Annotated in this window: 16 protein-coding genes; 8 read left to right on the top strand and 8 right to left on the bottom strand. The window is 63.5% G+C overall.

Going from position 1 to position 17,438, the window contains the following annotated elements:
• The first annotated feature begins 79 nt into the window (after positions 1–79).
• The 3 genes from mutM (at position 80) to dnaA (ending at position 3,114) form a co-directional block, all read left to right on the top strand.
• Entirely contained in the window at positions 80–892 is an 813-nt protein-coding gene (gene mutM, locus ACVWZA_RS08670; RefSeq protein WP_457310788.1) for a bifunctional DNA-formamidopyrimidine glycosylase/DNA-(apurinic or apyrimidinic site) lyase, read from the top strand.
• Positions 893–989: 97 nt separating this feature from the next.
• Positions 990–1,253, top strand: coding sequence for a 30S ribosomal protein S20 (rpsT, locus tag ACVWZA_RS08665; RefSeq protein ID WP_457310787.1), 264 nt, complete (start codon positions 990–992; stop codon positions 1,251–1,253).
• A gap of 481 nt (positions 1,254–1,734) precedes the next feature.
• Positions 1,735–3,114, top strand: a complete 1,380-nt coding sequence (dnaA, locus tag ACVWZA_RS08660) for a chromosomal replication initiator protein DnaA (protein WP_457310874.1) — start codon at positions 1,735–1,737, stop codon at positions 3,112–3,114.
• Between the two features lie 443 nt (positions 3,115–3,557).
• On the opposite strand, the gene trpS is transcribed toward dnaA, so the two are convergent.
• From trpS to secB, 3 genes are read right to left on the bottom strand one after another with little or no spacing between them, the layout of a single operon-like run.
• Positions 3,558–4,562 carry a tryptophan--tRNA ligase gene (gene trpS, locus ACVWZA_RS08655; protein WP_457310786.1) on the bottom strand — a complete coding sequence of 335 codons (1,005 nt, stop codon included), beginning with the start codon at positions 4,560–4,562 and terminating at the stop codon, positions 3,558–3,560.
• Between the two features lie 16 nt (positions 4,563–4,578).
• On the bottom strand, positions 4,579–6,144 hold the full coding sequence (gene murJ / locus ACVWZA_RS08650) for a murein biosynthesis integral membrane protein MurJ (protein WP_457310785.1): 1,566 nt from the start codon (positions 6,142–6,144) through the stop codon (positions 4,579–4,581).
• Between the two features lie 24 nt (positions 6,145–6,168).
• Positions 6,169–6,681 (bottom strand): protein-export chaperone SecB, encoded by a 513-nt coding sequence (gene secB / locus ACVWZA_RS08645; RefSeq protein ID WP_457310784.1) that lies wholly within the window; start codon positions 6,679–6,681, stop codon positions 6,169–6,171.
• 204 nt (positions 6,682–6,885) lie between these two features.
• Between secB and ACVWZA_RS08640 the strand changes: the two genes are divergently transcribed.
• The 4 genes from ACVWZA_RS08640 (at position 6,886) to ACVWZA_RS08625 (ending at position 11,152) form a co-directional block, all read left to right on the top strand.
• Positions 6,886–7,530, top strand: coding sequence for a Tim44/TimA family putative adaptor protein (locus ACVWZA_RS08640; RefSeq protein ID WP_457310783.1), 645 nt, complete (start codon positions 6,886–6,888; stop codon positions 7,528–7,530).
• A gap of 25 nt (positions 7,531–7,555) precedes the next feature.
• On the top strand, positions 7,556–8,797 hold the full coding sequence (mltA, locus tag ACVWZA_RS08635) for a murein transglycosylase A (RefSeq protein WP_457310782.1): 1,242 nt from the start codon (positions 7,556–7,558) through the stop codon (positions 8,795–8,797).
• A complete protein-coding gene (locus ACVWZA_RS08630) occupies positions 8,772–9,404 on the top strand; it encodes a Smr/MutS family protein (RefSeq protein WP_457310781.1) in 633 nt (210 codons plus the stop codon). Before mltA ends, ACVWZA_RS08630 begins: the two co-directional genes overlap by 26 nt.
• A 71-nt stretch (positions 9,405–9,475) precedes the next feature.
• Entirely contained in the window at positions 9,476–11,152 is a 1,677-nt protein-coding gene (locus ACVWZA_RS08625) for a putative bifunctional diguanylate cyclase/phosphodiesterase (protein WP_457310780.1), read from the top strand.
• Between the two features lie 3 nt (positions 11,153–11,155).
• Here the strand turns inward: ACVWZA_RS08625 and ACVWZA_RS08620 are convergent, their stop codons facing one another.
• Both ACVWZA_RS08620 and dapE read right to left on the bottom strand, forming a co-directional pair.
• Positions 11,156–11,617, bottom strand: a complete 462-nt coding sequence (locus tag ACVWZA_RS08620; protein WP_457310779.1) for an N-acetyltransferase family protein — start codon at positions 11,615–11,617, stop codon at positions 11,156–11,158.
• A gap of 30 nt (positions 11,618–11,647) precedes the next feature.
• On the bottom strand, positions 11,648–12,805 hold the full coding sequence (dapE, locus tag ACVWZA_RS08615; protein WP_457310778.1) for a succinyl-diaminopimelate desuccinylase: 1,158 nt from the start codon (positions 12,803–12,805) through the stop codon (positions 11,648–11,650).
• Positions 12,806–12,815: 10 nt separating this feature from the next.
• On the opposite strand from dapE, the gene ACVWZA_RS08610 reads away from it, so the two are divergent.
• Positions 12,816–13,262 carry a cupin domain-containing protein gene (locus tag ACVWZA_RS08610; protein WP_457310777.1) on the top strand — a complete coding sequence of 149 codons (447 nt, stop codon included), beginning with the start codon at positions 12,816–12,818 and terminating at the stop codon, positions 13,260–13,262.
• A gap of 37 nt (positions 13,263–13,299) precedes the next feature.
• On the opposite strand, the gene ACVWZA_RS08605 is transcribed toward ACVWZA_RS08610, so the two are convergent.
• From ACVWZA_RS08605 to ACVWZA_RS08595, 3 genes are all read right to left on the bottom strand, one after another.
• A complete protein-coding gene (locus ACVWZA_RS08605; protein ID WP_457310776.1) occupies positions 13,300–15,255 on the bottom strand; it encodes a CocE/NonD family hydrolase in 1,956 nt (651 codons plus the stop codon).
• 171 nt (positions 15,256–15,426) lie between these two features.
• The gene (locus ACVWZA_RS08600; RefSeq protein WP_457310775.1) at positions 15,427–16,629 is read right to left on the bottom strand and encodes a glycosyltransferase family 4 protein; all 1,203 of its coding nucleotides are present in this window, start codon (positions 16,627–16,629) and stop codon (positions 15,427–15,429) included.
• 110 nt (positions 16,630–16,739) lie between these two features.
• Positions 16,740–17,405: a glutathione S-transferase family protein gene (locus ACVWZA_RS08595; RefSeq protein ID WP_457310774.1), complete on the bottom strand. Its 666-nt coding sequence runs from the start codon at positions 17,403–17,405 to the stop codon at positions 16,740–16,742.
• Positions 17,406–17,438: the final 33 nt, after the last annotated feature.

Genomic DNA, 17,438 nt, shown 5'->3' with positions numbered 1-17,438 from the left:
TGCGTGCCCCGATCCCGGGACCGATATCAGGCACGCGCCCTTCGACAGGTCAAGGCGAACGGCCTTAAAGTGATCCGCGATGCCTGAACTTCCCGAAGTAGAAACCACGGTGCAGGGGCTGCGCCCTGTCCTCGGAGGGCAGCGATTGGCGAATGTCGAGACGCGGCGTGGCGACCTGCGTCATGCGTTTCCGGTCGACCTGCGCCAACGCATGACGGGTGCGGTCGTGACCGGGCTCGGACGCCGCGCCAAATATGGCATGATCGATACCGATCGCGGAGACACGATGATCTTCCATCTCGGCATGTCGGGCCGATGGCGAGTCGATCCTGGCGAATTGCTGCCGCACGATCATCTGCTGATCGACACCGAGGCTGGGCGAAGGCTGGTGCTCAACGACGCGCGGCGATTCGGGTTCGTCGATCTGGTGCGGACGGATGAACTGGACCTCTATCCGCCATTCGCCGCGATGGGGCCCGAACCGCTCGGGCCCGATTTCACCGCGGATTATCTGCTGGCGGCCCTTACCGGACGCAAGGCGTCGATCAAGCTGCTGCTGCTCGACCAGCGGATCGTTGCGGGGCTCGGCAATATCTATGTCTGCGAAGCGCTGTTTCTCGCGCAAATCTCACCGAAACGCGAGGCGGGGCGGATTTCGCTGCCCCGTCTCGAACGACTGGTCGAGGCGATTCGGACCGTGCTGGAAGCAGCGATCGAGGCGGGCGGATCGAGCTTGCGCGATTATGTTCGGCCGGACGGCGAACTCGGTTATTTCTCGAAGCAGTTCGCGGTCTATGGCCGCGAAGGCGAGACATGCGCATGCGGCGGAACGGTAAAACGCTATACCGAGGGTGGTCGTTCGACTTTCTGGTGCCCGAAATGCCAGCGCTGACGGTTGACCGATCGGGCCGTCTTGCGTAAGGAGCGCGCTTTCCGGGGCCGTGGGCTTTGCCGCCTGCGCCCTTTTCTATTTTAGATTAGAGGGCTTCATGGCGAACACGCCACAGGCGAAAAAGCGTATCCGTCGCAACGATCGTCGCGCGGAAGTAAACGGCAACCGGGTTGGTCGCATCCGCACCTTCATCAAGAAGGTCGAATCGGCGATCGCGGCTGGCGACAAGGACACGGCGGCCACTGCACTGGCAGCGGCACAGCCTGAAATGGCGCGCGGCGTCGCCAAGGGTGTGTTCCACAAGAATACCGCGTCGCGCAAGTTCGCACGTCTGACCAAGGCGGTCACCGCTCTCGGTTAAGCCTTTTGGACTTTGCGAAAAACGCCCGCCGGGACATGTTCCGGCGGGCTTTTTGTCGTCTCCTCGATCGTTTGCGGCAATCGTACGGGGTTTCCGAAACGTGCTGCGGCGCACCGTGAAAATCGGCCGACGGAACATATATAGAAACGTCAGGATTCACCGCGATTCGCACAGGCACGATTCTATCGTCTTCTAAGTTAATCACGTAAATACAGTGACTTGTGCGATTTTTAACGGGAATCCTTGGCTCAAGCGGAGTCAACCGGATTATTTCAATTTTCTGACAGGCTCAGGCCTTGATCGACTCGCTGCGATCTTCATAATCAGTCCTTCGCCGCGACGAGATCAGTCGTGCGCGCCAATGCGAAAGCTTAGCTGTCGGCGGACCTTGATTCCGACTGCGGGATTCTTTTGCCGGTCGAAATCAAGCGATGTGGGGGCAAAAACCAGCATCGCGCGGAGGGGGTAGTGCGTGGCGGGGATGGATAACGGGTCAGCCAATCGACCCGGACATCAGAATGAGAGTGCAAAGGCATGGGCAACCGTGCGTGGTCATTTGCGCGAATCGGCGGGGGTACGCCTGTTCGACCAGTGGCTGAAGCCAATCGAGCTGATCGAAAGCGGTGAGACGGATACGATCCGCCTCGCGCTGCCGTCCGCGTTCATGACCAACTGGGTCCGCAACCATTATGCCGACCGGCTCGTCGCGGAATTCCGTGCGCTGCTGCCCGACGTGCGCAGCGTGTCGATCGAGACTCGCACCGCCTCGGTGGCGCCCGCTGTCCTGACGGTCGAGACGTCGAGCGCGCCGATGGCCAAAGCTGCGGCACCATCGGCGCGTCCGCCGCTCGATTCGCGCTTTACCTTCGACCGGTTCGTCGTCGATCAATCGAACAAGGTGGCGTTCAACGCGGCAAAGGCGCTGGCCGAACCCGGCAAGCCTCGTTTCAGCCCGCTGTTTCTCCACAGCGGCACGGGGCAGGGCAAGACCCATCTGATGCACGCGATCGGCCATGCCTATCTCGCGGCATGCCCTGACGCCTCGATCATCCTGATGTCGGCTGAGCGCTTCATGTTCGACTTTGTCTCGGCGATGCGCGCCAGGGACACACACGCTTTCAAGACTCGGCTGCGTTCCGCCGACATGCTGATGATCGACGATCTGCAGTTCATCGCCGGCAAGGACGCGACCCAGGAGGAGTTCTTCCACACCATCAACGAAGTGATGGGCGCGGGTCACCGTTTGGTAATCAGCGCCGATCGCTGTCCGCAAGGCCTTGATGGAGTCGAAGCGCGGATCACCTCGCGGTTGTCGGTCGGCCTGGTCGCCGACATCAAGACGCCCGATCTGGCGCTGCGCCGCGCGGTGCTCGATCGCAAGCTCGCCGATGTGCCCGAGGCGAAGGTGCCGGCCGAGGTACTCGACCTGCTCGCCTCGCGGATCACCGCGAACATCCGCGACCTTGAAGGGTCGCTCAACCGGCTCGTCGCTTATGCGCAGCTGACCGGTGAGGCGATCGACCTCGATTTCGCGGTCGCGACTCTCGGCGACGTATTGCGCGGCGCCGAACGCCGCGTGACGATCGACGAGATCCAGAAGGCGGTCTCGGCGCATTTCGAGTTGAAGCCGATCGATCTGGTTTCTGCACGCCGCGCCGTGGTCGTCGCCCGTCCACGCCAGATCGCGATGTATCTGGCCAAGCGCCTGACCACTCGCTCGCTGCCGGAGATCGGTCGCAAGTTCGGTGGACGCGACCATTCGACCGTGATCCACGCGGTGCGCCGGATCGAGGCACTGCGCGACACCGATCGCGAGATCGACGGCGCGGTGCGGATGCTGCTCAGGGAGTTGGAGGGCTAAAGCTCGTTAGAGGCCCGGTGGTTCGAACGGCGCGCGCTTTTCGATCTCCCCGACCGGATCGAGCGCAACGCTCCGATCAGCTCGGGAAGCTTGCATTTCTCGGCGACAGCTTCGGGCTCGGGTGAGGCGATGCCTATCGCCTATATCATATTAACTATCTGATATAACATGAATTATACAAATCTCTCACTGAGTCGACGGTGGAAGAAGATATGTTACATTATGGTGTGACATATCTTTTGCCGATTGCGCCCTCAGCCCCGTCGCTATCGGCGATTCAACCATCACTCTGGATCGGGCAAGCCAGCTCTTGCCGGACTTTTACCGGCCCGCTATTTCCTATTGTCGGAAAAACACAATTGCTACGGCGCTTCGAGCGCAAAGACCTCGCGCGTGATCTGAGCACCTGCACAGGCGTCACATCACGCCCGATGCCATTGGAACTATACGTTCAGCCCGACCGCGCGCTGCGCCTCCGCTAATGTCGGCGCGGCCAGCGCAGTCGCCCGAGCCGCACCCTTGGAGAGCGCCTCGGTCACTGCGCCGCGATCTTCCAGCAGCCGGTTCAGCCGATCGCGGATCGGGCCAAGCTTCGCGACGGCAAGATCGGCCAGCGCTGGCTTGAACGCGCCGAACCCTTTGCCGGCGAACTCGGTCATTACCGTGTCAGGTGTCGTATCGGCAAGCGCCGCGTAGATCGTGACCAGATTCTTCGCCTCGGGCCGGTCGGCTAGCCCGGCAAAGCTGTCGGGCAGCAGATCGCCATCGGACTTCGCTTTTTTCAGCTTCTGGACGATCGTATCGTCGCCATCGATCAGGTTGATGCGTGAGCCGTCTGACGGGTCGGACTTGGACATCTTTGCCGATCCGTCGCGCAACGACATGATGCGCGGCGCGGCGGCCGAGATCAAAGGATCGGGCAGCGGGAACAGCTCGACACCGAAATCCTGGTTGAACTTGGCCGCGATGTCGCGCGCGAGCTCCAGATGCTGTTTCTGATCGTCGCCGACCGGGACATGCGTCGCCTTGTAGAGCAGTACGTCGGCGGCCTGCAGGACCGGATAGGTGTAGAGGCCGACGCTGGCGCCCTCGCGGTTCTTGCCCGCCTTGTCTTTCCACTGCGTCATGCGGTTCAACCAGCCGGTGCGCGCGGTACCGCCCAGGATCCAGGCGAGCTCGCTATGTTCGCGCACGCGCGCCTGATTGAACAGGATCGCGCGGTCGGGATCGATGCCGGCGGCGAGCAAGGTCGCGGCCATCTCGATCGTGTTGGAATTGAGTTCCTTCGGGTCGATCGCAACGGTCAGCGCATGGAGATCGGCGAGGAAGAAAAGGCAGTCCTCGCCCGGACCCATTGCATCCTGCATCTCCGCCCATTGTTTGATCGCGCCGAGATAATTGCCGAGATGGAGATTGCCCGTAGGCTGGATGCCGGAGACGACGCGCATTGGAACTTCTTTCAAATCAAACGGGCTTGCGACGGAGCAGCGCGCGCAGATCGGCGGGGCGATAGGCGCGCAACACAAAGCAGGCGACCGCGTAGACGAGCCCGCCGGTGCCGACCAGTATGAACATCGCCGCCCAGCGGGTCAGGCTCGGCCCCGTGGTATAGGGTGTGAACAGATCGTCGAGGAAATACATGGCGATTCCCATGATCAGCGCCGCGCCGAGCAAACGGATCGCGCGATGACGCAGCCGCAGGTCGGCAACGAAATGGCCGCGCTTCCTGAGGGCCAGATACAGCAGCACGACATTGACGCAGCTTGCCAGTGCGGTTGCGAGCGGGGGGCCGAGATGCTGCAGCGGCACGATAAAGGCCAGGTTGAGCACCAGATTGATACCGATCGCGATGGTCGCGAAGCGTACCGGGGTCTTCGTATCGGATCGGGCGTAGAAGCCCGGAGTTAGCACCTTGACCAGAATATAGGCGGGCAGCCCGATCGAGAAGGCGGCGAGCGCACCGGCGGTCGCCAGCGTATCTGCGCTGGTGAAGGCGCCGTGCTGGAACAGCGCGGAAATGATCGGCACGCCGCACACGATCAACGCGACCGTCGCGGGCAGGGTGAAGAACAGCGCCAGTTCCATGCCGCGGTTCTGTGTTTCCATCGCCTCGGCCTCATGACCCTTGCCGAGTTGACGCGAAATCGTCGGAAGCAACACGGTGCCAAGGCCAATGCCGATCAGGCCGAGCGGTAACTGGTTCAGGCGGTCGGCATAATAGATGTACGATACCGACCCTTCGGGCAGCAGGCTGGCGGCGAGCGCGGTCGAGATGACGAGGTTTATCTGCACCGCGCCGGCACCGGCGGCGGCGGGCCAGATCAGCGAGAGCAGGCGCCTGACATCGGTGTTGAGGCGGGGACGTTTGAGCTTGAGCTTCACGCCGGCGCTGCGGCACGCCCAGATCAGCCAGAGCAGTTGCAGCACGCCGGATACAGTCACCGCGATCGCCTGATTGCGCGCGGTGCCGAGCGGATTGGTATGGAAAAACAGCAAGGCGGCGATCAACGTCGCGTTGAGCAGGATCGGCGCGGCGGCATTGATCCAGAATCTGTGCAGCGAATTGAGGATGCCGCCGAGCAGTGAGACCAGGCTGATCAGCAGCAGATAAGGGAAGGTCAGGCGCGCCAGTTCGACCACGAAGTCGAATTGCTCGCTGCTCGCCTCCTTGAAGCCGAAGGTCATCAGCCAGGTCACCGGCCAGGCGGCAAGTTCCAGCACGACGGTCATGACGATCAGGATCGGCAACAGCACCGACAACGCGTCCTCGGCAAAGGACACGCCCTTGACCATGCTGCCTTCCTCATCCTCTGCCATCTTGCGATTGAACATCGGGATGAACGCAGCGGAAAACGCGCCCTCCGCAAAGAGCGCGCGGAACATATTGGGCAAGCGGAAGGCGATCAGGAACGCGTCGGACGCAAAGCTCGCGCCGATAAACCGCGCGAATAGCGAATCGCGCACCAGCCCGAGCACCCGGCTGGCCAGCGTCAGCCCGCCGACCGATCCGAGTGCACGGTTAAGGTTCATGTCAGTCGTTCCCGTGCCGGCCGATCAGGCCGTGCCGGTTTCCCCGGTGGTGACCGCGGGCTGGTCGTCGGCGGCCGCCTGCTGCTGATAGAGCGCGGCGAAATCGATCGGCTCGAGCATCAGCGGCGGGAAGCCGCCGTCGCGGATCGCATCGGCCAGGACCCGGCGTGCGAAGGGGAAGATCAGGCGCGGCGCTTCGCCGAGCAGGAAGGGCTGGATATGTTCGGCCGGCACGTTGCGGATACCGAAGAGACCGGCATAAGCGAGCTCCGCGATGAAGGCGACCTGGCCATCGGCCTCGGCGCGGACGTCGATGCGCAGGATGACTTCATGCACATCCTCGCCGACCTGACCCGACCCGATGTTGAACTGGACGTCGATCTGCGGCTGGTTCGGATTCTGATAGACCGCCGGCGCGTTCGGATTCTCGAACGAAAGGTCCTTCACATATTGCGAGATCAGGCCGACGGCGGGCAGCGTGTCCTCGCCATTCGCATAGGGCTCGCCACCGGTCACAATATTGTCCTGCTCGTCCATCGAAACTTAATCCTCTTATATCCGCAAAGAATGTAGGCGTTACGTCCTGTCGCAAAAGGGCGCGTGCCGGTCGGGGCGCGATTAGCAGGGGGCGGCGGCTTGTTCAACGGGCGCGACGCAAGCGGATTGCAGCACCTTGCGCATCATTTGAAACATTCGCGCGTTGTGCCTATGTAGTACGTTAGCCGAATATCGGAGATCCGAGTGTTTTACGTAGTTCTTCTCGCGATGGTGGCCGGGTTCCTGGCGCTGCGTCTGTATATGGTGCTCGGCAAGCGGACCGGCCATGAACAGCCTTTGCCCAAGGCGGCAGAGGATCGTCTGCCGATCACCACATTGCCACGCCCGATCGAGACGGCGCCCGAACCGCGTGAACTGATCAACCGCAATATCGATCCCAAGGCCGAAGCCGGCCTGCGCGCGATCGTCTCGGCAGACGCCGGTTTTGATGTCGGCCAGTTCGTCGAGGGCGCCCAGAGCGCGTATCGCATGATCCTGGAGGCCTATTGGAAGGGCGACGAGGAATCGCTCGGCTGGCTGGTCGAGGATGAGGTCAAACAGGCATTCGCCGACGCGATCACCGCACGCCGCGAGGCCGGGCACGTGCTCGACAACCGCCTTGTGTCGATCGAACGCGCGATCATCGCCGATGCCGCACTCGATGGCCGCAATGCTCGGATCACGGTACGCTTCGATGCCGATATCGCCGCGGTGACGCGTGATGCCGAGGGCAATCTCGTCGCCGGTTCGATGAGCGATGCGGTCGAGACGCATGATGTATGGACTTTCGCGCGGACGCTGAAGAGTAGCGATCCGAACTGGAAGCTTGCCGATACCGACGAAGCCTGAATTGGGCTTGAAGGGGGATTTGAGCATGCGCCGCTGGGGGGTGGTCGCGCTGGCTTTGGTGCTGGGCGCGTGCGGTGGACAAATGGTCCCGCCGTCCAATCCGTCTTCCGAGCCACCGGCGCGCCGGCCTGTCGCGGCGAAGCCGATTGACGCCGCGCCTGTCGTTGCGCCCCCGGGGTCAGCCAATGCGGCGGTGGCGGGCGCGATCGCCGGTCCGCCAATCTATTCACTGCCGATCACCGATGCGCAGGCGACACGCGCACTGGCGGCGTTCCGCCTGAGCTGTCCGTCGCTGATCAGGCGCACCGATACGTCGGGCCTGACGCGGGGCGCCGACTGGCAACCGGCATGCGGCGCGGCGGTCACGGCACGGGCCGGAGAAGCCCGGGCGTTTTTCAGTCAATGGTTCGAAAGCGTGCAGATCGGCAACGGCCGCGCCTTTGCGACCGGCTATTACGAGCCGGAGATCGCCGGATCGCGCGATCGTCGCGCCGGCTATGACGTACCGATCTTTGGCCGTCCCAGCGACCTGATCGAAGCCGATCTCGGCCAGTTCGTCGAAGACCTGAAGGGCAAGAAGATCCGTGGCCGGCTCGATCGTAATGTACTGGTGCCATATTATGATCGCACGCAGATCGAAACGGGCGCGCTGACCGGCCGCGCGCCGGTCATCGCCTGGGCGGCGGACCCGGTCGAGATATTCTTCCTACAGATCCAGGGGTCGGGCCGGCTGAAATTGCCCGACGGTTCGGTGATGCGGATCGGTTACGATACCCAGAATGGGCGCCCTTATACCGGGATCGGCGCGCTGATGAAGGAGCGCGGCCTGCTCAAGCCCGGGCAGACTTCGATGCAGGGTATCGTCGCCTGGTTGCATGACAATCCCGTGCAGGGCCGCGACATCATGCGCGAAAACAAGAGTTTCGTGTTCTTCCGCGAACAAAGCGGCGCACCGATCGGCGCAATGGGACTAGCGGTGACCGGTCAGGTCAGTGCGGCGGCGGACCCGAAATTCATGCCGATGGGCGCACCCGTCTTCCTCTCCCTCGACCGAACCGACGCGACCGGTCTGTGGGTCGTCCAGGATACTGGCGGTGCGATCCGGGGCAGCAACCGGATCGACACGTTCTGGGGCGCGGGCAGCGAGGCGCGCGCAATCGCCGGCGGCATGAGCGCGAAGGGGTCGGCGTTCCTGTTTCTGCCGATCGGTACATTGGCGCGGCTGGCGGGGGAGACCGCACGTGGCGGAGCGGCCGCTAAGCCTTGAGGAAGCCGCATTATGGGCGCGCGTGCTTGAGACGGTGCGACCCATGCGTGTGGCAAAGGCGCCGGTAAAAATGGCGCTGACCGCCGCGACGTCCGCGCCTGTGGCCGATCGCGGCGCCAAACCACGGCCGGCGCCGCCATCAAAGATGCCGAAAAAGCCACCTATGGCACAGCTTCACCGCCCTATCGTGATCCCGCCGCCCAAAAAGACGGTGAGCAAGGAGCACGCAACACTCGACGGATCATGGGACCGCCAGCTGTCGCGTGGCGCAGTCGTGCCGGATCGTTCGATCGACCTTCACGGTCATAACCTGTCCACCGCCTATGCCACGCTCGACAGCGCGCTCGACCGGGCGATCCGCGATGGCGACCGGGTCGTGTTGCTCGTCACTGGCAAACCGCCGCGCCCCGAAAGCGAACGACCCCATGCGCGCGGTGCGATTCGCGCCGCGATTGGTGACTGGCTGGCGGGGTCGCGTCACGCCTCCGCCATCGCCGCCGTGCGCGGCGCGCATCCGCGCCATGGCGGGACGGGCGCGCTCTATATCATCCTGCGGAAACCGGCGCCGAAACCGGGCCCAAAACCGACGGGCACGAGGAAAAATTAACCTGTTGCGCGCAATGTGCATTTTTGGACCGGAATGGCTGGATTGTCACCGCGGGGGGATCTGTAATCGCGATGGAAGGCGTATCGCTGAAGAGTCGTGCGATCGCTTTTGCGATGTGCGCGGGCGCGGTCGCGTTCATCCTCGCGCTGGTGGCGACGTCCAACGGCAATATCGATATCGGCAATATATCGCGGGCGCTGATCCCGGCGATCGTGTGCGCCGTGATGTGCTGGGCATCGGCGGAGCGGGCGATATCGACCACCGCATCGGCGATCGATTCCGCCATCGCGCGGTTGACGCGCGCCGCACACGGCGATCTGGATAGCGAAATTCCCGCCGAAATCGCTGAAAACGTGCCGCAACTGGCCAGCGCAATGCGCGGTCTGTTTCAGCAACTCGGTGCCAATTTGGAAAGCGTCCATCGCCTCGCGATGTTCGACCCCGTGACGGCACTGCCCAACCGCACCAATTTCCGCCGCACCTGCGAGCGCGTACTCAGCGATATGCCACAGGGTGCCGACGCGGCCCTGTTCTTCATCGATCTCGATCGCTTCAAGGTGGTCAATGACACGATGGGCCATGCGATGGGCGACATGCTGCTCGGCATGGTCGCGAATCGCCTGCGCGCGGTGGCCGACCGGGTGGTGATAGAGATCGGTGCCCCGCAACCGTTGATCGGCCGGCTCGCGGGCGATGAATTCACCATGTTTTTTTCCGACTTGCGCGATCCCGCCGACGCCGCGCGAATCGGGCGCGGCATATTGTTCGCACTCGCCGAGGCGTTCGACCTGGCCGGCACCGAGGTCGAGATTGGTGCCTCGATCGGCATCGCGATGCGGCCCGAACACGGTATCAACCTGACTGATCTAATGCGTGCGGCCGATGCCGCGATGTACCATGCCAAGGCGAATGGGCGCGGGCGCGCGGAGTTCTTCAGTGCCGAGCTGGCCGAACAGATCGCTGACCGTGCCCAGCTCGAAAGCGACCTGCGCGAGGCAATCGAACAGAATCAATTCGCGCTCGTCTTCCAGCCGCAGATAGGCTTGCCGACCGGGCGGATCGTCGCCGCCGAGGCGCTGTTGCGCTGGCGTCACCCGCGCGACGGGCTAAGGCTGCCCGGCACATTCATCAAGCGTGCCGAGGAGACTGGCCTGATCGTCGAGATCGGCGAATGGGTTATCGCGACCGTCGCCGACACTATCGCGCGCTGGGGCAAGATGGGCATCGAGCAACGCCTGGCGATCAATATCTCGCCGCGTCAACTCGACCATGCGGCTTTCTTCCGCCGCTTGCGCGCGGCGATGAAGGCTGCAAACGCCCCGGCGCACCTGCTCGAGTTGGAGATTACCGAGACGCTGGCAATGCATTGCAGCAGCGAGGTGATCGAAGCGATCGCGCAATTGCGCGCCGATGGCGCTACGATTTCGATCGACGATTTCGGCACTGGCTATTCCAACCTTGCACGGCTGCGCGACCTGCCGGTCGACCGGGTCAAGCTCGACCGCAGCCTGATCGAGCATATCGCGGATAGCAACGAGGCCCGCACGATCGCTCATGCGGTGATCGGCCTAATTCACGGCCTTGGCTGCGAGGCCGTGGGCGAGGGGATCGAAACCCAGGCGCAGGCCGATGTGCTGCGCGTGATCGGCTGCGACGTGATTCAGGGCTATGCCATTGCCATGCCGATGGACGAAGACGCCTTCATCGCATGGTCGCGCACCGACGAACGGCGCGCGCTCGCGGGGTGAGCGTCAGACGACCAGCTTTCGATAGACGATGAAGCCGCTATCCTCACCGACCTGATCGTACAGACGTCTCGCCACCGCATTGTTCTCGTGCGTTTGCCAATAGACCCGACCCGAGCCGGCGATCCGGGCGCGGTTATGGACCGCCGCGATCAGCGCCGAACCGACACCCCGACCGCGCGCTGCTTCGGAGGTGAACAGATCCTGGAGGTAACAGGTATCGGCGATCGCCGTCGTGCTGCGGTGAAAGAGATAATGCGCCAAGCCGAGCAATTGCCCGTCATCCTCCGCCACCAGCGCGTGGACCGGCTCCGCCGCATCGTGGAAGCGGGCCCAGGTTGCTTGCGTGATCGCCGGCGCGAGCGCGGTCGGACCGGACCTGTCGTAAAAGGCGTTATAACCATCCCATAATGGGAGCCAGGCATTGAAGTCGGCTAGCGCCACCGAGCGTATGCGAATGTCGGCCATTATCAGCACTTCCTTATATGTGCCCGCGCTTCAGGTCGCGGGTCCGACCAGCGCCCGCTGGATGATGACAGCATAGATGTCACGCAAAGCGAGGAGATCGTCCAACGCGACCGCTTCGTCGAGCTTGTGCATCGTCGCATTGACCAGCCCGAACTCCACCACCGGGCACAGCGCGGAGAGAAAGCGCGCGTCGGACGTGCCGCCGGTGGTCGACAGGTCCGGGCGCGTGCCGATATGGGCCTCGATCGCGTCGCCGATCAGCGCTGAGAAGGCGCCAGGCGGCGTCAGGAATGCCTCGCCGGAGATGCGCGCGATCAGCTTGCCCTCCGGCGCATGAGCATGGACGATGCCCTCGATCCGCGCGACCAGATCCTCGCCGCATTGAAGGTCGTTGAAGCGGATGCTGAGCCGCGCCGAGGCATGGGCTGGAATGACATTGGTCGCGAGGTTGCCGACGGTGATGTCGGTCACTTCGATATTCGACGGCTGGAACCAGTCGCTGCCGGCATCGAGCGTGATCGCGTCGATCTCCGACAGGATCGACACGAGCCGGCGGATCGGATTGTCGGCGAGATGCGGATAGGCGACATGACCCTGCTTGCCAGGGATATCGATCCACATATTAACCGATCCGCGCCGCCCGATCTTGATCATATCGCCGAGCCGCGCGGCGCTGGTCGGCTCGCCGACCAGGCACAGATCGGGCTTCAGGCCGCGCTCGGCCATGCGCTCGATGATCGCCACCGTGCCATAGGTCGCGGGCCCTTCCTCGTCGCCGGTGATGATCAGGCTGATCATGCCGTCGCCCCCGTCTTCGCCCGGAGCAGGGATCGCCGCGACAAAGGCGGCGATCGCGCCCTTCATGTCGACCGCGCCGCGCCCATGGAGCAGACCGCCGCGAATCTCGGGCTCGAACGCGCCGCTGGTCCAGCCGCTGCCGGGGGGAACGACGTCGAGATGACCGGCAAAGGCGAGGTGCTTGCCCGACGCACCGCGTAGCGCGAGCATATTCTCCACCGGACCGTCGGGTGCTTCGCCGGTTACGAAGCGCTCCACATCGAAGCCTAGTGGTATCAGCGCCGCCTCAAGCACATCGAACACCGTGCCACGAGCGGGGGTTACGCTGTCACAAGCGATCAGTGCCTTGGTAAGGGCGACGACTTCGGGCAGATTGTCTTCACTATGCATGGAGGGGACATTGCCCAAGCTCGACCTCGATACAATCCCGCAGACCAATGCGACGGGCTATCCGCCCGAACATGCGGGGCCGGTTCAGGGGCGCTGGTATCGGCGCCTGGCACCGGCGAGTGGGCTTACCGACTATGGTGTCAGCCATGTCACGCTTGAGCCCGGCGCTTGGTCGTCACAGCGCCATTGGCATGAGCGCGAGGATGAATTCGTCGTGATTCTGTCAGGTGAGGCAGTGCTGGTCGACGACAGCGGCGAGCGGATGATGCGCCCTGGCGATTGCGCTGCATTTCCGAAGAATGACGGTAATGGTCATGTCCTGCAGAACCGCAGCGATCGCCCGTGTGTGTTCGTTGCGGTCGGGCGGCCCAATGCCGGCGACTGCCACTATCCCGATATCGACATGCACATCGCCGACGGCGGCGATTTTACGCGCAAGGACGGCGGCACCTTCTGACTCCTCCCTCGGCGGGGAGGAGTCAGTGTCTCGACGCTTATTTGGCCAGCGTCGCCGATTGGTTGACCGGAACCACCGGCAACCACACGCTGCTCGGTGTCGCGCCGCCGCGTTCGATCGTCACCGTCGCCTTGCGATAGTCGGACTTCTTCGCGAGGAAGATGTTCGGCACATACGCCTGCGGATTGCGGTCGTAGAGCGGAAACAGGCTTGATTGCACCTGCACCATGATGCGGTGGCCGGGCTGGAACACATGGTTCACCGTCGGCAGGCGGAACTTGTATTCCTGCACCTTGCCCGCCGGGATCGCCGATGGTTTTTCCAGGCTGTCGCGATAGCGCCCGCGGAAGATGTCGAGGCTGATCGGTAGCTGATATCCGCCCATCTTGGGGTCGGAGGCGACCTGATCGGGATAGACGTCGATCACCTTGACGACGAAGTCCCCGTCCGTGCCGGTCGTCTTGGCGAAGATATCGGCGATTGGTGCGCCCGACACGCGCACGGCGTCGGTCAGCACCGGCGTCTGATAGGTCATCACGTCGGGCCGCCCATCGACCCCGCGCTGGTCGCTGACCAGCCAGTCGCCCCAACGGCCGTCGCCGAAGTTTACCGGGCGAGGCAAATGCGGCACGGGCTTGGCCGGGTCGGAGACATAGGAATCGCCACCCGTCTGCGCCTTTTCGAAACCGAGGGCGCCATCGTCCTGCAGATAGATCGGCGTCAGCGGTGCAGCACAGCCTTGCTGGCAGGCGAGCGGCCAGTTGGCGAACCGGTCCCAATGATTCTCGCCGGTATTGTAGATCGCGGCGGCGGGCAGATTGGCCGGCGGGCCGTCCTTCAGATACTGGTTGAACAGCGGCAGGACCATCTCGTCGCGATATTGCTCGGCCGTATCGCCATTCCACTCGAACGCGCCGAGCGAGCGGCCTTCGCGGTTGATCTGGCTGTGGCGCCACGGGCCCATGACGAGGAAGTTATTGCCCATCTTACCCTTGGCCTTCAGCGCCTCCCAGGCGGTGATCGCACCATACATATCCTCCTGGTCCCAAAGTCCTTGTTCCCAGATGGTTGGCACGTTGGACGGATTGGCGGCGATCAGCTTGTCGAGCGCCTGGCCCTGCCAGAAGGCGTCATAGGAGGGATGGGCGACCATGCGCTGCCAATAGGGCAGCTGGTCGTAACCCGATTTCTTCGCCCAGTCGCCGGCTGAACCGATATCGCGGAAATTCGCATAATCGTCGTAGCCGCCGGTCGGCGGCGCCTTGCCATCGCCCTTGTAACCGGTCTGTCCGCCCAGCCAGGCGATGTTGGCGAGCCGGAACGCACCATAATGCAGCCAGTCGTCGCCCATCCAGCCGTCGATCATCGGGCTCTGCGGCGCGGCAACCTTCAGCGCGGGATGCGGGGCGAGCAGCGCCATCACGACGGTGAAGCCCTCATAGGACGACCCGATCATGCCGACCTTGCCGTTAGATTGCGGCAAATTGGCCTTGTTCACCAACCAGTCGATCGTGTCATAGGCATCGGTGACATGATCGACCTTGGTCTTGTTAAGCGGGCCGATCACCGGACGGGTCACGACATAATCACCCTCCGATCCGTATTTGCCGCGAATGTCCTGATAAACGCGAATATAACCCGCCTTCACGAAGCTTTCGTCGGCCAGGTTCAGCGTCGAGAGCATGTTCGGGCTGTCCATCCGCTTCGCGCGGCCCTTGGCGTCGTACGGGGTGCGCGTGAGGATGATCGGAGCGTTGGTCGCGTTCTTGGGAATGACGATCACGGTGTAGAGTTTGGCCCCGTCGCGCATCGGGATCATTTCCTCGCGCTTGATATAATCATTCTGCGCATTGGGCGGGATGAACTTGGCCGGGATGTCCCCGCCGGGCGTGGCGGTGTGCGTTTCGGTGGCTTTGGCCTGGGGCGAATCCTGAGCGACGGCGGGGGACAAAGCGAGCGCGGCCACTGCTGTGAGCAGCATCGGTTTCATCATGGAGAGGCATCCTGCGATTATCGTTGATGACGCAGTGGTGCAGCCGCCAGATGGGGAATGCAACGGCTCGGCATGGAATTCATCAAGGCACGAATTATTAGTTGCAGGCGACCGCCGACGATATTGCGCCGAAAGCCGTTGTGTGACGGTGCGGCAACGCCGCGACCGCGGTCAGGCTGCTGATGCGGCTCGCTGAGGGAAGAGCCTCGGCGGGGCAGGGGCGGTCTTGTCTGCCTTGCGCTCGCGCTGCCCGGCCAGAACTTCACGGTATAGCGTCACATTGGCCTGGGCGAAGCGGATCCAGGGCAGGCTCACGGCGCGATCGAGCCCGCGCTGTCGTAGCACATCGCCAAGGCCCGGCTCGCTCGCGACACGGTGCAACGCCGCCGCGATGCTGGTGACCTGGCTGGGATCAATCAGCAGAGCCGCGCCGCCGGCGACCTCGGGCATCGCCGACACGTTGCTTGTCACCACCGGGCATCCGCAGGCCATCGCCTCGGCGATGGGATTGCCGAACCCTTCATAGAGCGACGGATGGCACAGCGCGAGGGCACCGTTATAGAGCGCGATGAGGTGCTCGCGGTCGAGATGGGGTACGAACAGCACGCGGTCCGCCACGCCCAGGGTCGCCGCGCGGGGCAGCAAGGCGGCGGCGCCGTCGCCCTGTCGCTGGACGAAGACCAGCGCGATATCGGGATCGTCACCGAATGCCATGGCGAACGCCTCGAGCGCGGCGAGATGGTTCTTGTACGGCGCATATTGTCCGACCGTCAGTATATAGCGGCGACCGGCCAGCGCGGGCAGGGCGGCTGCTCCGCCATCCTGCGCCGCCAGCCGGCGAAAATCGGGTGCGACGCCCGATAGCGTGACAAAGGTCCGCTCCGCCGCCACCGGATCGATCGTGGCGATTTCGTCGCGGGTCGCCTGGCTGACCGTCGCGATCCGTGTCGACCGATCGAGCGCGTGTCTGATGCCGTGGCGGTAAAAGGCGCGATCGATGCGACCGCGCAGGCCCGGTTTCGCCGCCCAGTCGGGGTGCTTCAGCCACATCACGTCATGCACCGTGGTGACGGTCGGCATGGTTAGGCCATGGGGCAGGATGTTGGCGGGCGCGTGGAACAGATCGACCTCGCTCAGGTCGGTCAGGCGCGACATCATCCACATCGTTGCGGGCCCGTTGGCGGCGAACGTCACGGCGCGCTCCGTCACGTTCGCCGCCCCCGAAAGGATCGCGGGTGCCTCCGGATGTTTGAGCAGCAAGAAGCGCAGGTCTGGCGCCAGCGCGGGGGCATGATCGACCAGCGCCTGTACCACTTCGCCAATCCCGCTCGGCGGCGCGCGGATATAGCGGCAATCGATGCAGACCAACGGCACCCTGGCGACCGGATCGGGATTGTCTGTGGTAGCGGAAGAAGGGATGACGGAATGACCTTCAGTCGATGAGTTCGATCGGGACGCCAGCCATCCGATGTGTGCGTAAACGCCTAGTCGACGGGAGCCTCGAACTTCTCGATCACCCATTCCTCTTCCTGCGCGGCCGCGATCCAGTTCTGCATGAAGGGGTGCTGGATCACCGCGTCCATGTAACCGGCGGCGAAGCGCGCGATCGGCAGGCTGTACGTGACGATGCGCGTCACGACCGGCGCGAACATGATGTCGGCCGCGCCGAACGGACCGAAGAGGAATTCGCCGTCGCCGCCGAAGCGCGCCCGCGCCTGCGCCCAAAGCTCCATGATTCGCGCAAGATCGGCGATAACATCCTCGTCCGGCTGCTTGGGCGGGAAGGCTTGTCTGATGTTCATGCTGTGCTTGCGGCGCAGCGCGGTGAAGCTCGAATGCATCTCCGCCGACATCGATCGCGCCATCGCGCGCGCGCTGTCGTCCTCCGGCCAGAATTTGTCGCGCTCGGTTTTCTCGGCGAGATATTCGATGATCGCCAGGCTGTCCCACACGACCGCGTCGCCATCCCACAGGATCGGCACCTTGCCCGATGACGGCGCGAACTCGTCGCCCTCGCGGCGCTTGTCCCATTGCTCGTCATAGAGCGGGACGACGACCTCCTCGAACGGCAGCCCGGACTGCTTGCACGCGAGCCAGCCGCGCAGCGACCAGGATGAATAGGCCTTGTTGCCGATGATGAGCTTAAGCATGGCCGGGTGGATAGACGGGCAGAGAGCAGGCGG

It is taken from the genome of Sphingomonas sp. UYAg733, assembly GCF_054057355.1.
This window is presented reverse-complemented; position numbering and strand designations above follow the sequence as displayed.

Excerpts from the sequence above, each read along its gene's own strand:
- ACVWZA_RS08625 (WP_457310780.1), top strand. The coding sequence starts at position 9,476 with ATGGAAGGCGTATCGCTGAAGAGTCGTGCGATCGCTTTTGCGATGTGC.
- rpsT (WP_457310787.1), top strand. The coding sequence starts at position 990 with ATGGCGAACACGCCACAGGCGAAAAAGCGTATCCGTCGCAACGATCGT.
- ACVWZA_RS08605 (WP_457310776.1), bottom strand. The coding sequence starts at position 15,255 with ATGATGAAACCGATGCTGCTCACAGCAGTGGCCGCGCTCGCTTTGTCC.
- murJ (WP_457310785.1), bottom strand. The coding sequence starts at position 6,144 with ATGAACCTTAACCGTGCACTCGGATCGGTCGGCGGGCTGACGCTGGCC.
- dapE (WP_457310778.1), bottom strand. The coding sequence starts at position 12,805 with ATGCATAGTGAAGACAATCTGCCCGAAGTCGTCGCCCTTACCAAGGCA.
- ACVWZA_RS08620 (WP_457310779.1), bottom strand. The coding sequence starts at position 11,617 with ATGGCCGACATTCGCATACGCTCGGTGGCGCTAGCCGACTTCAATGCC.
- mutM (WP_457310788.1), top strand. The coding sequence starts at position 80 with ATGCCTGAACTTCCCGAAGTAGAAACCACGGTGCAGGGGCTGCGCCCT.
- ACVWZA_RS08595 (WP_457310774.1), bottom strand. The coding sequence starts at position 17,405 with ATGCTTAAGCTCATCATCGGCAACAAGGCCTATTCATCCTGGTCGCTG.
- trpS (WP_457310786.1), bottom strand. The coding sequence starts at position 4,562 with ATGCGCGTCGTCTCCGGCATCCAGCCTACGGGCAATCTCCATCTCGGC.
- mltA (WP_457310782.1), top strand. The coding sequence starts at position 7,556 with ATGCGCCGCTGGGGGGTGGTCGCGCTGGCTTTGGTGCTGGGCGCGTGC.
- dnaA (WP_457310874.1), top strand. The coding sequence starts at position 1,735 with ATGGATAACGGGTCAGCCAATCGACCCGGACATCAGAATGAGAGTGCA.
- secB (WP_457310784.1), bottom strand. The coding sequence starts at position 6,681 with ATGGACGAGCAGGACAATATTGTGACCGGTGGCGAGCCCTATGCGAAT.